The sequence below is a fragment of the Capnocytophaga sp. oral taxon 323 genome (assembly GCF_001278825.1).
Taxonomy (GTDB): domain Bacteria; phylum Bacteroidota; class Bacteroidia; order Flavobacteriales; family Flavobacteriaceae; genus Capnocytophaga; species Capnocytophaga ochracea.
The window spans coordinates 1,682,765-1,696,903 of sequence record NZ_CP012589.1; the positions used below are offsets into that span (position 1 = coordinate 1,682,765).

The following is a 14,139-nucleotide window of genomic DNA, read 5'->3' on the forward strand; positions in this document are numbered from 1 at the left end:
AAATGAAAGGAGAAAATAACAAACCCAATATTATACTGATAGGAGGAGGAGGTCATTGTCTTTCCGTAATTGATGTTGTTGAACAAGAAGATAAATACAATATCAAAGGAATTTTAGATGACACAAAGGAAGGAGATGTTTTAGGTTATCCTATTTTAGGCAATAGAGATTTAGTGAAGGAATTATCTACTGAAGGAGTATTTTTCTTAATAACAGTAGGTCAAATAAAATCATCTTCTGTAAGAGAAGATATTGCCTTGTTATTAGAGTCTTGTAAAGCAAGATTAGCCACAGTGGTATCTCCTTTAGCCTATGTTTCAAAATATGCTACTATAGGCGAGGGAACAGTTATAATGCATAATGCCATCATCAATGCCAAGGCAAAAATAGGTAAACATTGTATTATCAACACAAAAGCAAATATCGAACACAATGTGCAAATTGGTGATTTTTGTCACATTTCTACTTGTGCTACAGTAAATGGAGATACTGTAGTAGGTAAAGGGACTTTTATAGGTAGTAATGCAACCATTTCAAATGGCATAACAATTGCTGAACAAAGTATTATAAATGCTGGGGATTTTATAAAAAGATAATAGTATGAAAGAAAAAATATGGCTTTCTTCTCCACATATGGGAGGAAACGAACTTAAATATATCCATCAAGCCTTTGAGGAGAATTGGGTAGCCCCTTTAGGTCCTAATGTAAATGGCTTTGAAGAGGATTTACAGCACTTTTTAGGCAATGGAGTGAAAGTATCGGCGCTTTCGGCGGGTACGGCAGCCTTGCACTTAGCTCTTATAGAGTGTGGGGTGCAAGCAGGCGATGAGGTGCTCTGTCAATCGATGACTTTTTCAGCTTCTGCTAACCCTATCGTATACCAAGGAGCTACGCCCGTGTTTGTAGACTCGGAAGAGAGCACCTGGAATCTCTCTCCCGTTTTCTTAGAAGAAGCTATTAAAGACCGCATCAAGAAAGGCAAGAAGCCTAAAGCAGTAATAGCTGTATCGCTCTACGGAATGCCTTTCAAAATAGAGGAGGTGCTCACTCTATGTAAAAAGTATGATATCCCATTGGTGGAAGATGCCGCCGAAGCCTTAGGAAGCACTTACAAAGGGAAACCTTGTGGTACTTTTGGTAGGTTTGGGGTACTGTCGTTCAACGGCAATAAGATTATCACTACCTCAGGAGGAGGGGCTTTGGTATGTCACACTCAAGAAGAGAAAGATAAAGCTGTATTTTTGAGCACCCAAGCGCGCGACAACGCTCCTCACTACCAGCATTCGCACATAGGGTATAACTACCGTATGAGCAATATTACGGCAGGCATAGGTCGCGGACAAATGGAGGTATTGCCACAGCGCATTGAAGCTCGCCGAAAGATGCACGCTTTTTATGCCGATTTGTTCAAAGGAATTGAAGGAATAAAATTACTTACAGAGCCCAATGAAGATTACTTTTGTAATTATTGGCTTTCGGCTATTACCATTGATAAAACTAAAACAGGATTTGATAGAGAAGACTTGCGATTAGCCTTTTTGGAAGAAAATATTGAAACGCGCCCCTTGTGGAAACCTATGCACTTGCAACCTGTGTTTGCCTCAGCTCCTTACTATGGTAAAAAGACCTGTGAACGACTGTTTGACAATGGGTTATGTTTGCCCTCAGGTTCTAATCTTACTGATGCAGACCGAGAGAGAATAAAAGGCGTTTTTAAGAAATTATAAAGTGTCTCTATAAAATTAAAAAGAATTTTGTACCTTTGTGCAAATTTATCCATTTATATTTAAAACAATGCCTCAAGCACATACATATAGTGATAGCACTTTGGTAAACTTAGCTACTGCCCGTTACACCCCACGTTGGATAGTGGTATGTATGGAAGTGTTTTTGCTATTTATAGCTCTATTCTTTTCCTTTTTTGTAGTAGAACGCTTGGGGGTATATATTCCCGACAGTATTCCTCTTTACAAACGCTATTTATTAGTTATCGGGGTGAACATCTTTTTTATGTTCATCTTCCGTACTTATTCAGGGATTATACGGTATTCTACTTTTAGAGATTTGTTTCGCATTCTGCTTTCAAGTGGGTGCACGGTAATAGCAATGTTTATTGCCAACAAGATAAGTCTGCACGTTATAGACGAAAAAGTGTTGTTGAACCCTATTCTACTGATATATTTTACAGTGTCGTTCATCATACTATTTGTATTTAGGTTATCGGTAAAAGAGTTTTTTTATTTAGTAAAAGAAATTAATAGGCGTACTTCTAAGAGGCGTATTCTCATCTTGGGGATAGATGATGAAGCAGTAGCTTTCGCCAATGGGATTATAGGCAATGCTGCGATTCCTTATTCGGTAGTAGGTTTTCTTACAGGGCGTACGAATCCTAAACAGGCTACACTATTGGGTAGGCCTATTATCTCAAAAGATAAATTTATAGATACTCCTTGTGAAGAATTAGAGGCTGATGGGGTGCTCATAAACAAGAACCATCTTTCGAAAGAAGAGATGACTTTTTGGGTGAATGTGTGTTTAGACAAAGGTTTGCAAATACTCAAAACCCCCGCATTACAGAAATTACGTCCAGAAAAAGAAGGATTTAATCTTCATAAAATACAAATAGAAGACCTCTTAGGACGTAGACAGATAGTATTAGATAACGAAGATGTACGGGAAAAACACTACCACAAAAATATATTAGTAACAGGAGGAGCAGGGTCTATTGGCAGTGAGTTAATACGACAGATAGCTACCTTCACCCCCGCCTTAGTAGTTGTGCTCGACCAAGCAGAAACGCCTCTATACGACATAGAGTTAGAACTTAAAGAGAGTTTTCCGGATATCGCTTTTGAATTTGTTTTAGCCGATATCACTAACTGTGAACGTTTAGAAAGTGTGTTTAAAGCACATAAGTTTTCAGTAGTGTATCACGCGGCTGCCTATAAGCACGTACCGATGATAGAAGAGAATCCGCACGAAGCTGTGTTAGTAAACATACAAGGGACTAAAAATGTAGCACTTTTGGCTAACAAATATGAAATACCTCACTTTGTGATGATATCCACTGATAAAGCTGTAAACCCCACTAATGTAATGGGAGCTTCAAAGAGGGTGGCAGAGCTTTTTGTACAAGCCTTACAAAACAAAGAAGGCAATAAAACAGCTTTTATCACTACTCGTTTTGGCAATGTGTTGGGATCTAATGGGTCGGTAATCCCCCATTTTAGGAAACAGATAGAAAAAGGAGGTCCTGTAACCATCACCCACCCTGATATAGTGCGTTACTTTATGACTATACCCGAAGCGTGTGAGTTGGTACTTCAAGCAGGAACTATGGGCAAAGGTGGCGAGATATTTGTTTTTGATATGGGTGAACCCGTGAAGATACTCAACCTTGCTACTCGTATGATTAAACTATCAGGCTATGAACCAAACGTAGATATCAAGCTCGTGTACACAGGCTTGCGTCCTGGTGAGAAACTCTATGAAGAACTATTAAGTGACAGTACTAAAACAATGCCTACGCACCACAAGAAAATAATGATTAGCAAAGACCCTTCAATGTCGTTTACTGAGATAGAGGCAGTCACTACCCAAATGTATGAAGTAGCTACGCAAGGCGATAAGAGAGAAGTAGTGCGTTTATTAAAACAAATAGTAAAGGAGTTTAAAAGCAATAACTCCGAATATGAAACCTTAGATAAGAAAATAGAATGAGAATAGCAGTCATAGGCACCGGATATGTGGGGTTAGTATCAGGGACTTGTTTCGCTGAGATGGGCAACAAGGTAACTTGCGTAGATGTAAACTCTGAGAAAATAGAGAAGCTCAAACAAGGTGTGATTCCTATTTACGAGCCAGGATTGGAAGAAATGGTACAGAGCAATTTAGCTAAAACACTATTTTTCACTACTGACCTCGCGGAGGCAATCAAAGATGCTGAGATAGCTTTTATAGCTGTAGGTACGCCTATGGGTGATGATGGGTCGGCAGACTTACAATATGTGCTTTCGGTAGCCCAACAGATAGGTGAGACAATGCAAGGAGAGTTAATAGTAGTAGACAAATCGACCGTGCCCGTAGGCACTGCCGACAAGGTACGCACTACTGTGCAAGCAGCCTTGGATAAACGCGGAGTGAATTACAAATTTCACGTGGTGTCCAACCCCGAGTTTTTAAAAGAAGGCAAAGCAATTCAGGATTTTATGAAACCTGACCGTGTAGTAATAGGGGCTGATAGCGAGGAGGCTTTTACTAAGATGAAAGCCCTTTACTCATCTTTTTTTTTACAAAACGAACGCTTTATCACGATGGACATTCGTTCGGCAGAGATGACTAAATACGCTGCGAATACTATGCTGGCTACTAAGATTTCATTTATGAACGAAATCGCGAATATCTGTGAGCGTGTAGGGGCTGATGTAAATAAAGTGCGTATAGGGATAGGTTCTGATAGCAGGATAGGCTATAGCTTTATTTACCCAGGATGTGGCTATGGAGGTTCTTGTTTCCCGAAAGACGTATTGGCACTTAAAAAATTAGCAGAAGAGGTAGATTACAAAGCAGAACTGATTGAATCAGTAGACAATGTAAATAATCGACAAAAGTACGTAATCGCTCAGAAAGTAGTTGCGAAATACGGCGAAGACCTCAGTGGTAGGACTTTTGCGATATGGGGGCTTTCATTCAAACCTGAAACCGATGATATGCGCGAAGCTCCTGCTATTTACATCATCAAAGAGCTTATAAAACATGGTGCCAAAGTACAAGCGTATGACCCCAAAGCGGTACACGAGGCAAAGATATGTTACCTAAAAGATATACCCGTAACCTACGTAGATAGTAAATACGAAGCCCTAAAAGGTGCGGACGCTTTGTTGTTGCTTACCGAATGGAAAGAGTTCCGCGTGCCCGATTTCGACGAGATAGCTAAAATGCTAAAAGAAAAAGTAATTTTCGATGGAAGGAATCAGTATAATGCCTTTAAGTTACCAAGCAAGGGTTGGGAGTATGTACAAATAGGAGTATAAATAAACTCACTTTAAAAAATAAACACAAAGAAATTATTTAATGCTAAATATAGAACATTTTATATCGAAATATGTTACCAAGCGCCCTGAGAGTATGTTTCAGGCAGATTTGTACACTCATCAATCAGCATTAACTAAGGCTATTGAAGACAAAAGTGTATTGGTAATAGGAGGAGCAGGTTCTATTGGGAGCTCGTATATCAAAGCGTTACTACCTTTTAAACCTAAAACTTTGGTAGTAGTAGATATTAGTGAAAACGGACTTACCGAACTCACTCGCGAATTGCGTAGTACTTCCGCCTTTACAGTGCCTACCGACTATGTAACCTACCCTATGAATTACGCCGATGATACTTTTGTAAAAATGTTCAAAGCACGTGGTGGGTTTGATATAGTAGCTAACTTTTCAGCTCACAAGCACGTACGAAGTGAAAAAGATAAATATTCGGTAGAAGCCTTATTGAAAAACAATGTCGTAAACGCTAAAAAATTCTTAGATTTATTATGTGACTATCCTCCTGAACATTTCTTCTGTGTATCGACCGACAAGGCTGCTAACCCTGTGAACATAATGGGAGGTAGCAAAAAGATAATGGAAGATATGATAATGGCTTATGCTCATAAGTTCCCCGTAACTACAGCACGCTTTGCCAATGTAGCCTTCTCCAATGGCTCCTTGCCAGCTGGTTTTTTAGAGCGTATCGCTAAAAACCAACCGCTATCAGCCCCTTCAGATGTAACCCGTTATTTTGTATCACCCGAAGAAAGCGGACAAATTTGCTTAATGGCTTGTATATTAGGAAGTACAGGACAAATATACTTCCCTAAACTGAAGAAAGAACAAGTACTTACTTTCTCAGAAATAGCCTCCCAGCTATTAAAAGACTTAGGCTATACCCCTTTGGAATGCAAGAGTGAAGCTGAAGCTATTGCTAAGGCTGAAAGCCGAAAAGAAACCGATAAAAGGTATCCCGTTTATTTCTCAAAAAGCGATACCACAGGCGAAAAACCCTACGAGGAATTTTATACTGAAGGAGAACAAGTAGCGTTAGACAAATACACCTCTTTAGGTGTGATTAGTTTGCAATCATTTAAAAAAATAACTGAAATAGAAAGTTTTATAGATAAGCTAACCCAACTATTTGACAATCCTACTACTGAGAAAAAAGACATCACCCTGCTGATGAAAACATTCTTAGTAAATTTCGACCACCAAGAGACAGGAAAGTATTTGGATAGCAAAATGTAATTAGAAAATTAAGGCAATGAACATACCCGAAACCATATCTTTTATACGCGACCTTTACGGCGAAAAAAAGGCTTTTATCCCTCTACACGCCCCTACTTTTGCAGGGAACGAAAAAAAATATTTAGAAGAGTGCATCGATACTACTTTCGTATCAAGCGTAGGAAAGTTTGTAGACCTCTTCGAACAAAAAATAGCTGCCTATACAGATGCAAAATACGCTGTAGTATGTGTGAATGGAACCAATGCCCTCCACATAGCACTAAAACTCAGTGGGGTAGAAGCAGGTGATGAGGTAATCACTCAACCGCTAACCTTTATAGCTACTACTAATGCTATCGTATATGCAGGAGCTGTACCCGTATTTGTAGATGTCGATAAAGATACAATGGGACTCTCTCCTACCTCTTTAGAACACTTTTTAAAAGAAAACACCGAACTACGAGGGAACGAATGCTACCATAAGCAAACAAACCGACGTATCAAAGCGTGTATGCCAATGCACACCTTTGGACACGCCTGCCGTATAGAAGAAATTATAGCTATCTGCGATCGTTATCATATAGACGTAGTAGAAGATGCTGCCGAAGCCATCGGTAGTTATTACAAAGGTAAACATTTAGGCACATTCGCCAAAATAGGAGGTATTTCTTTCAATGGTAATAAAACCATTACTACAGGAGGTGGCGGTATGATACTCACCAATGATGAGAGTATAGGCAAACACGCCAAACACCTCACTACCCAAGCCAAAGTACCTCACGCTTGGGAGTTCGTACACGATGAAATAGGTTATAATTATCGTATGCCCAATATCAATGCTGCCTTAGGGGTAGCCCAATTAGAACAGTTAGAGGGCTTTTTAACCAACAAACGCGCTACAGCCGAAGCCTATAAAGCTTATTTCGAAAAACAAGGCATTACCTTTTTTGCCGAACGTGAATACGAAAAATGCAACTATTGGCTCAATGCCATTATCTTAAACAACAAAGAAGAGCGCGACGCTTTCCTTACCGAAACAAATGCAAAGGGGGTAATGAGTCGCCCAATATGGCAACTAATGAACCGTCTACCAATGTTTAAAGATTGCCCTAAAACTGACCTCAGCAATGCCGAATGGTTGGAAGCAAGAGTAGTGAATATACCCAGTGGAGTGAGAAAAATAAATAATGATTAAAATATTAGACTTATCGAATAAAGAAGAATGGAATAAATATCTCTGTATGATACCTAATCATAATAAAGATATTTATTTCACCCCTGAATATTACAAAGCTTATCAAGAAAATGGTGATGGTAAAGCGATATGTTTTTTATTTGAAAAAAATAGTAATATTGCAATGTATCCTTTTCTAATTAACAACGTACCTTCCAACTATGGTTTTAAAGGATACAAAGATATACAAAGTGTTTATGGATATAATGGTATTATCCATAATGATATTAATGATATAGAGAATTTTAAAGAACATTTTTTCAACTCTTTCTATGAGTATTGTCAAAATGAAAAAATTATAGCTGAATTTTGTAGATTTCATCCTTTGATAAAAACAGAAGAGTTTAGTAATGGTTTCATTGATATTTTGGAAGATAGGAGTACCATAGTACTTGATCTATCTCAAGATATACAAGATATATGGGATAAATCATATTCATCAATTAATAGAAATATGATTAGAAAAGCCATAAAGAACAATATACATATTTCAGCTTCTGAGAAAATAGAAGATTTTCAATCTTTTTTTGACATATACAATGAAACTATGAAAAATGTAAATGCTGACAATTATTATTTCTTTAGTGATAAATATTTCTCTGTTTTCTTTGATGATCTCAAAGATAAAAGTAAATTACTTTTGGCTAAAATTGATGATGAAATAATTAGCGGAATGCTTCTGATGTATAGTGATAATTATGCGCATTATCATCTTTCTGGTCGTAAAAAAGAGTATTCAAATTTAGCGTCTAATAATTTATTGTTAGACACAGCAATAAAAATAGCTAAGGAAATGAAGTGTGAATATTTTCATTTTGGAGGAGGAACATCCTCAGATATAAAAGATTCTCTCTTTAAATTTAAGTCAGGATTCTCTAAAGAAAATAAGATGTTTTATATAGGGAAGAAAATACATAATCAAAAAGTATACGACCAAATTATATCAATATGGGAGAAAAATAATCCCAATAAAATAGACAAACGATTACTTAAATATAGATACTAATGAAAAAAGTAATAATTATAGCAGAAGCTGGAGTAAATCATAACGGAGACATCAATAATGCTAAAAAACTTATAGACAAAGCTGTAGAAGCTAACGTTGATTATATCAAGTTTCAAACATTTAAAACAGAGCTATGTATTTCTAAAAATGCAGTTAAGGCTGAATATCAGATAGAAAATACTCAGAATAGTTCTGAAAGTCAATTGGAAATGGTTAAAAAACTTGAACTGAATTTTGAACAGTTTGTAGAATTAGAAAAATATTGTCAGCAAAAAGGTATACAATTTCTCTCTACAGGTTTTGATTTCGAATCGTTAGAATTCTTAGCTGAGTTAGGAATTACCATCGCTAAAATTCCTTCAGGTGAAATTACCAACCTGCCCTATTTAAGAAAAGTAGCAACTCTTTTTACTGAAGTGATACTTTCTACAGGGATGGCTACTATAACCGAAATAAAAGACGCCGTAAAAGTGCTGACTGATAACGGGGTAAGCAAAGATAAAATCACTGTATTGCATTGTAATACCGAATACCCTACCCCTATGGAGGATGTAAACCTAAAAGCTATGCTCCATATCCAAAGAGAATTAGGAGTGCCCGTAGGTTATTCCGACCATTCCTTAGGAATAGAAGTCCCCATTGTAGCTGTAGCATTAGGAGCTACGGTTATTGAAAAACACTTTACCTTAGATAAAAACTTACCAGGTCCCGATCATAAAGCATCGCTCGAACCTGAGGAACTAAAAGCTATGGTAACGGCTATTCGTAATATAGAAAAAGCCATAGGAGGTTCTGGACTGAAAGAAGTTTCAAAATCTGAAGCTAAAAATAAAGCTATTGCTCGTAAAAGTATTGTAGCTGCAAAAAAAATAGTGAAAGGAGAGTCTTTTACCGTTGAAAACTTAACAGTAAAACGTCCTGGCACGGGTATTTCTCCTATGCAATGGGATGAGGTAATAGGTAAAATAGCTAAAAAAGATTTTGAAGAAGACGACCTAATTGAGCTATGAGAAAAATTTGTGTCATAACAGGTACAAGAGCCGAATTTGGCTTGCTACGCCCCTTGATAGAACTTATCAATAATGATGTTGAGCTACAATTACAACTCATCGCTACTGGCATGCATCTCTCTCCTGAGTTTGGTTATACCTTAGATGAGATAATAGCAGCAGGATTTACTGTAGATAAAAAAGTAGAATGCTTGCTATCGTCAGATACTTCAGTAGGCATTTCAAAGAGCATTGCCTTAGCCGTTTCAGGCTTCGCCGATGTCCTTGATGAGCTACAGCCCGATTTGGTAGTAGTATTAGGGGATAGAACAGAAATATTGGGGGCAGTGATCGCTACTGCTATGGCAAATATCCTCATAGCACACTTATACGGAGGAGAAACTACTGAAGGGGCGTATGATGAAGCTATTAGGCATAGTATTACTAAGTTTAGTCATCTACACTTCACTTCTACAGAAGTCTATCGAAAAAGAGTAATACAATTAGGAGAACACCCTGATACAGTATTTAATGTAGGAGCTATAGGCTTAGATAGTATAAAAAAAATAGAGTTATTGGATAGACAGGCTTTTGAAAAATCTATTGATTTCAAACTTAATAAAAGAAATGTACTCATTACCTATCATCCTGTAACACTTGAAAAAGAACCTCCTATACAAACATTTGAAAATATACTAACAGCCCTTGATGAACTTACAGACACTGCTCTTATCTTTACACACGCTAACTCAGATAAGAACGGACGTATCATCAATAAAATGATTATTGAGTATGTAGAGACCCATAAAGATAAAGCTGTCGCTTTTAAATCATTAGGGCAGTTGCGTTACCTATCAGCCTTACAATTTGTAGATTTTGTCATAGGAAATTCTTCTTCCGGAATGACAGAAGTACCTGCTTTTCACATTCCTACTATCAATATAGGCGATAGACAGAAGGGGCGTATCAATTGTGAGAGTGTTATTAATAGCACACATACTTTGGAGGATATCAGAAAAAGTATTACTTTTGCTCTCAATAAACAGTTTAGAGAAAAAATACAGCAACAAGAAATGCTATATGGTGATGGCTCTGCTGCTGAAAAGATTTTACAAATTATCAAAGAACATAATCATATTTCCATAAAAAAATCATTTTACAATATTGATTTCTAATTTTTTATGAGAAAAGATATTTTAATACATAAGGAAAAAAACTTAGTAGAAGGTCTCAAGCAACTAAACCAGCTGAAAGGAATTAGCAGACTCATTCTCTTTGTAATAGATGATAATAATAGAGTTGTAGGTTCAGTTACTGATGGCGATATACGTCGTTCTATTGTCAATGAACAAAACTTAGCGAAGAGGTTAGGTGATATTTGTAATCGAGAATTTAAACACTTATTACAAAAAGACACTTATCAAAGTTTTGATAAATATAGGAAGTCTGATATAAGAATACTACCTATCCTTAATCAGGAGGGAAAAATGGTAGAACTGATAGACTTAGAATATACCAAAGCCCAACTTCCTTTAGAAGCAGTAATAATGGCTGGAGGGCGGGGTAAACGCCTCAGTCCACTCACTGATATCATTCCTAAACCAATGTTGCTATTAGGCGATAAACCCATCATAGAACATAACATAGATAGGCTCATTAGTTTTGGAATTAAAAAGATTTATATCTCTGTAAAATATCTGGGACAGCAAATAGTAGATTATTTAGGCGACGGTAACCAAAAAGGAATTACTATAGAATATGTATGGGAAGACGAACCTTTAGGTACTGCAGGCGCTTTAGCACTAATAAACAACCTAAATACGGAACATTTTTTGTTGATGAATAGCGACTTGTTTACCAATGTAAACTTCGAGTCCCTTTACTTAAAGCTTATCAATGAAAGTGCAGATATGGCAGTAGCTTCTACTGAGTACAAAGTAGATATTCCTTATGCAGTTTTTGAAACTAAAGAAGGAAAGGTAACTAGCTTTAAAGAAAAACCGAGCTTTATATACCACTCTAATGCAGGTATTTATATCCTAAAACGCTCTTTAATTTCTACTATAGAAAAAGGGAAATATTGTGACATTACCGATATAATGGAACGATTAGTAGCTGAAGGAGGTAAATTAGTATATGATCCTATCATAGGCTATTGGATAGATATCGGGAAGGCTGTAGACTATGAGCGAGCAAAAGATTTTATCAAGCATTTAGAAAAATAAAATTATACTATGGAAATATTAATCACCATCTGTGCAAGAGGAGGATCTAAAGGAATCCCTGGCAAAAACATCAAAGTTATCAACGAGAAACCTCTGATATACTACACTCTAAAAACGGCTAATGCTTTTAAAGAAAAATACAAATACAAGGTAGATATTGTACTTTCTACAGATAGCCAACAAATAAAGGATGTAGTAGAAAAACAAGGCTTATATATAGAGACTGACTATACACGTTCTGAAGTATTAGCTACAGATACAGCTGGGAAATTAGGCGTAATCGTAGATGTAAAGAACTTTATGGAGCAAAAACACCATAAGAAATACGATTATGTGTTGGATATGGATGTTACAGCTCCTTTAAGAAGTGTAGAGGATTTAGAAAAAGCTTTAGCTCTATTGCAGCAAAACACTGAGGCTTACAATATTTTTTCAGTAAGTCCCTGCCATAGAAATCCTTACTTTAATATGGTAGAAGAAAATAAAGAGGGTTTTTATGAACTCTGCAAAAAAGGAAGCTTTTTAACACGACAAAGTGCTCCAAAGGTTTTTGATATGAATGCCTCTTTTTATTATTACAAAAGAGCTTTCTTTGACCACAATTGCGAGCGTGTGATTACAGATAAAAGTTTGGTGTATGTAGTACCACACTTGTGCTTTGATTTAGATGAACCTATTGATTTTGAGTTTATGTCGTTTTTATTAACTCAGAAAAGATTGGATTTTGATTTTAACTATTAGATAGATGAAAGTACTTATCATAGGTTTAGGATCCATAGCTCTGAAGCACATCAAAGCATTGCAAGAGCTTTATCCTTCTGTAGTAATTTATGCACTTCGGAGGAAAGGAGAACCCTCTAAAGGAATAAAGGGGGTTATTGAAATTTTTGATATGGATGAGATAGCCGTTGATACGCTTTCATTCATCTTGATATCAAATCCTACTGCTGTACATTATGATACTATCCAAAAAGTTATCAGATACAAAAAACCATTATTTATAGAGAAACCTCTTTTTGGAGCCCTCTCTAAAGAAGCTAATGATTTGGTAATGGAGGTTGGAAGGCAAGGAATACTAACTTATGTGGCTTGTAATCTGCGTTTTCTGGAAAGTATTGTTAAAATAAAAAATTTGCTCATAGGCAAAAGAGTGAATGAAGTAAATGTGTATTGTGGTTCTTATTTGCCTGATTGGCGACCTAATGTAGATTTTAGGAAAGTGTATAGTGCCAACAAAGAGATGGGAGGGGGCGTACATATTGACCTTATTCACGAATTAGATTATGTGTATTGGCTATTTGGAGTTCCTATTCATACCCAATCTTTCTTTAGTAATAAATCATCTCTAAATATTACCGCTTACGATTATGCTAACTATTTATGGGAATATGATGATTTTTCAGTGTCTGTAGTATTGAATTATTATAGAAGGGAAAGCAAACGTACTCTTGAGGTACTCACTGAAGAGGGTACTTATCTGGTAGATTTATTGAAGAATACTATTTCATATAATGATAAACTTGTTTTTCAATCAAGTCAATTGTCATTACAAACCTATACTGCTCAAATGCAGTTTTTTGTAGAAGAAATATTAAACAAACAAACAAAATTCAACACCATTGTTGAAGCTAATAAAATCTTAGAATTATGCTTACAGGAATAAAAGACAAAGTAGTAGTGATTACAGGGGGTGCAGGCTTATTAGGCAAAGAGTTTTGCCAAGCAATTGCCACTAATGGAGCTATTGCTATTATGGCAGAACGAGAACTCTCGGTAGCTAAAAAAGCTGTAGAAGCATTGGGTATGGAGCATATTATACCTGCCCAAATAGACATCACTGACATCAACTCTATACAGAAACTTATAACCTCTATTTCAGAAAAGTTTGGTAAAATAGATGCTCTCATAAATAGTGCTTATCCTCGTAATAAGAATTATGGTAATGATTTTTTTGAGGTAACCTATAACGATTTTTGTGAAAATGTAGGAATGAACTTAGGCGGTTATTTCCTTACTTCACAGCAATTCGCCAAGTATTTCTATGAACAAGGCTATGGTAACATTATCAACTTAGCTTCCATTTATGGGGTAGTAGCTCCCCGTTTTGAAATTTATAATAATACTCAAATGACAAATCCTGTAGAATACGCTGCTATTAAATCAGGCTTAATACATATTACTAAATATATGGCTAAATATTTCAAGGGGAAAAATATTAGAGTAAATACCATTACCTTAGGAGGCATAGAAGATAAACAACCTGAGACTTTCTTAAAAGCTTATAAAGAGTTTTGCTTAAACAAAGGAATGCTAGATGCCAAAGACATTTCAGGCACCGTACTATACTTACTTTCTGATTTATCAGAGTTCGTAAACGGACAGAATATAGTAGTAGATGATGGTTTTACATTGTAGAAAGCTAA

13 protein-coding genes are annotated in these 14,139 nt (G+C 36.4%); all 13 read left to right on the top strand.

The genetic code is table 11. The annotated features are described in order from the left end of the window. Window positions 1-2 precede the first annotated feature (2 nt). Window positions 3-596: an acetyltransferase gene (locus AM608_RS07275; RefSeq protein WP_053581257.1), complete on the top strand. Its 594-nt coding sequence runs from the start codon at window positions 3-5 to the stop codon at window positions 594-596. A gap of 4 nt (window positions 597-600) precedes the next feature. Further along, complete coding sequence (locus tag AM608_RS07280; RefSeq protein WP_053581258.1) at window positions 601-1,728, top strand: DegT/DnrJ/EryC1/StrS aminotransferase family protein; 1,128 nt, start codon at window positions 601-603, stop codon at window positions 1,726-1,728. 67 nt (window positions 1,729-1,795) lie between these two features. Further along, window positions 1,796-3,721, top strand: coding sequence for a nucleoside-diphosphate sugar epimerase/dehydratase (locus AM608_RS07285; RefSeq protein ID WP_053581259.1), 1,926 nt, complete (start codon window positions 1,796-1,798; stop codon window positions 3,719-3,721). Beyond that, entirely contained in the window at window positions 3,718-5,034 is a 1,317-nt protein-coding gene (locus AM608_RS07290) for a UDP-glucose/GDP-mannose dehydrogenase family protein (protein WP_053581260.1), read from the top strand. Before AM608_RS07285 ends, AM608_RS07290 begins: the two co-directional genes overlap by 4 nt. A 40-nt stretch (window positions 5,035-5,074) precedes the next feature. Next, entirely contained in the window at window positions 5,075-6,283 is a 1,209-nt protein-coding gene (locus AM608_RS07295; protein WP_053581261.1) for a UDP-N-acetylglucosamine 4,6-dehydratase, read from the top strand. Between the two features lie 16 nt (window positions 6,284-6,299). Beyond that, window positions 6,300-7,457 (top strand): LegC family aminotransferase, encoded by a 1,158-nt coding sequence (locus AM608_RS07300; protein WP_053581262.1) that lies wholly within the window; start codon window positions 6,300-6,302, stop codon window positions 7,455-7,457. Beyond that, window positions 7,450-8,502 (top strand): GNAT family N-acetyltransferase, encoded by a 1,053-nt coding sequence (locus tag AM608_RS07305; RefSeq protein ID WP_053581263.1) that lies wholly within the window; start codon window positions 7,450-7,452, stop codon window positions 8,500-8,502. Before AM608_RS07300 ends, AM608_RS07305 begins: the two co-directional genes overlap by 8 nt. Continuing rightward, window positions 8,502-9,512 carry an N-acetylneuraminate synthase gene (neuB, locus tag AM608_RS07310; protein WP_053581264.1) on the top strand — a complete coding sequence of 337 codons (1,011 nt, stop codon included), beginning with the start codon at window positions 8,502-8,504 and terminating at the stop codon, window positions 9,510-9,512. The genes AM608_RS07305 and neuB overlap by 1 nt, the downstream gene beginning before the upstream one ends. Then, the gene (neuC, locus tag AM608_RS07315) at window positions 9,509-10,666 is read left to right on the top strand and encodes a UDP-N-acetylglucosamine 2-epimerase (RefSeq protein ID WP_053581265.1); all 1,158 of its coding nucleotides are present in this window, start codon (window positions 9,509-9,511) and stop codon (window positions 10,664-10,666) included. The genes neuB and neuC overlap by 4 nt, the downstream gene beginning before the upstream one ends. 6 nt (window positions 10,667-10,672) lie before the next feature. Then, entirely contained in the window at window positions 10,673-11,716 is a 1,044-nt protein-coding gene (locus AM608_RS07320; protein WP_053581266.1) for a nucleotidyltransferase family protein, read from the top strand. Window positions 11,717-11,725: 9 nt separating this feature from the next. Next, the gene (locus AM608_RS07325) at window positions 11,726-12,457 is read left to right on the top strand and encodes an acylneuraminate cytidylyltransferase family protein (protein WP_053581267.1); all 732 of its coding nucleotides are present in this window, start codon (window positions 11,726-11,728) and stop codon (window positions 12,455-12,457) included. Window positions 12,458-12,461: 4 nt separating this feature from the next. Next, window positions 12,462-13,379, top strand: coding sequence for a Gfo/Idh/MocA family protein (locus tag AM608_RS07330; protein ID WP_053581268.1), 918 nt, complete (start codon window positions 12,462-12,464; stop codon window positions 13,377-13,379). Then, window positions 13,364-14,131 carry an oxidoreductase gene (locus AM608_RS07335; RefSeq protein ID WP_053581269.1) on the top strand — a complete coding sequence of 256 codons (768 nt, stop codon included), beginning with the start codon at window positions 13,364-13,366 and terminating at the stop codon, window positions 14,129-14,131. The genes AM608_RS07330 and AM608_RS07335 overlap by 16 nt, the downstream gene beginning before the upstream one ends. The last annotated feature ends 8 nt before the right edge of the window (window positions 14,132-14,139 follow it).

Bases quoted from the DNA above. Each gene is read 5' to 3' on its own strand.
- AM608_RS07295 (WP_053581261.1), top strand. From the start codon at position 5,075: ATGCTAAATATAGAACATTTTATATCGAAATATGTTACCAAGCGCCCT.
- neuB (WP_053581264.1), top strand. From the start codon at position 8,502: ATGAAAAAAGTAATAATTATAGCAGAAGCTGGAGTAAATCATAACGGA.
- AM608_RS07280 (WP_053581258.1), top strand. From the start codon at position 601: ATGAAAGAAAAAATATGGCTTTCTTCTCCACATATGGGAGGAAACGAA.
- AM608_RS07300 (WP_053581262.1), top strand. From the start codon at position 6,300: ATGAACATACCCGAAACCATATCTTTTATACGCGACCTTTACGGCGAA.
- AM608_RS07325 (WP_053581267.1), top strand. From the start codon at position 11,726: ATGGAAATATTAATCACCATCTGTGCAAGAGGAGGATCTAAAGGAATC.
- AM608_RS07290 (WP_053581260.1), top strand. From the start codon at position 3,718: ATGAGAATAGCAGTCATAGGCACCGGATATGTGGGGTTAGTATCAGGG.
- AM608_RS07285 (WP_053581259.1), top strand. From the start codon at position 1,796: ATGCCTCAAGCACATACATATAGTGATAGCACTTTGGTAAACTTAGCT.
- neuC (WP_053581265.1), top strand. From the start codon at position 9,509: ATGAGAAAAATTTGTGTCATAACAGGTACAAGAGCCGAATTTGGCTTG.
- AM608_RS07335 (WP_053581269.1), top strand. From the start codon at position 13,364: ATGCTTACAGGAATAAAAGACAAAGTAGTAGTGATTACAGGGGGTGCA.
- AM608_RS07320 (WP_053581266.1), top strand. From the start codon at position 10,673: ATGAGAAAAGATATTTTAATACATAAGGAAAAAAACTTAGTAGAAGGT.
- AM608_RS07330 (WP_053581268.1), top strand. From the start codon at position 12,462: ATGAAAGTACTTATCATAGGTTTAGGATCCATAGCTCTGAAGCACATC.
- AM608_RS07275 (WP_053581257.1), top strand. From the start codon at position 3: ATGAAAGGAGAAAATAACAAACCCAATATTATACTGATAGGAGGAGGA.
- AM608_RS07305 (WP_053581263.1), top strand. From the start codon at position 7,450: ATGATTAAAATATTAGACTTATCGAATAAAGAAGAATGGAATAAATAT.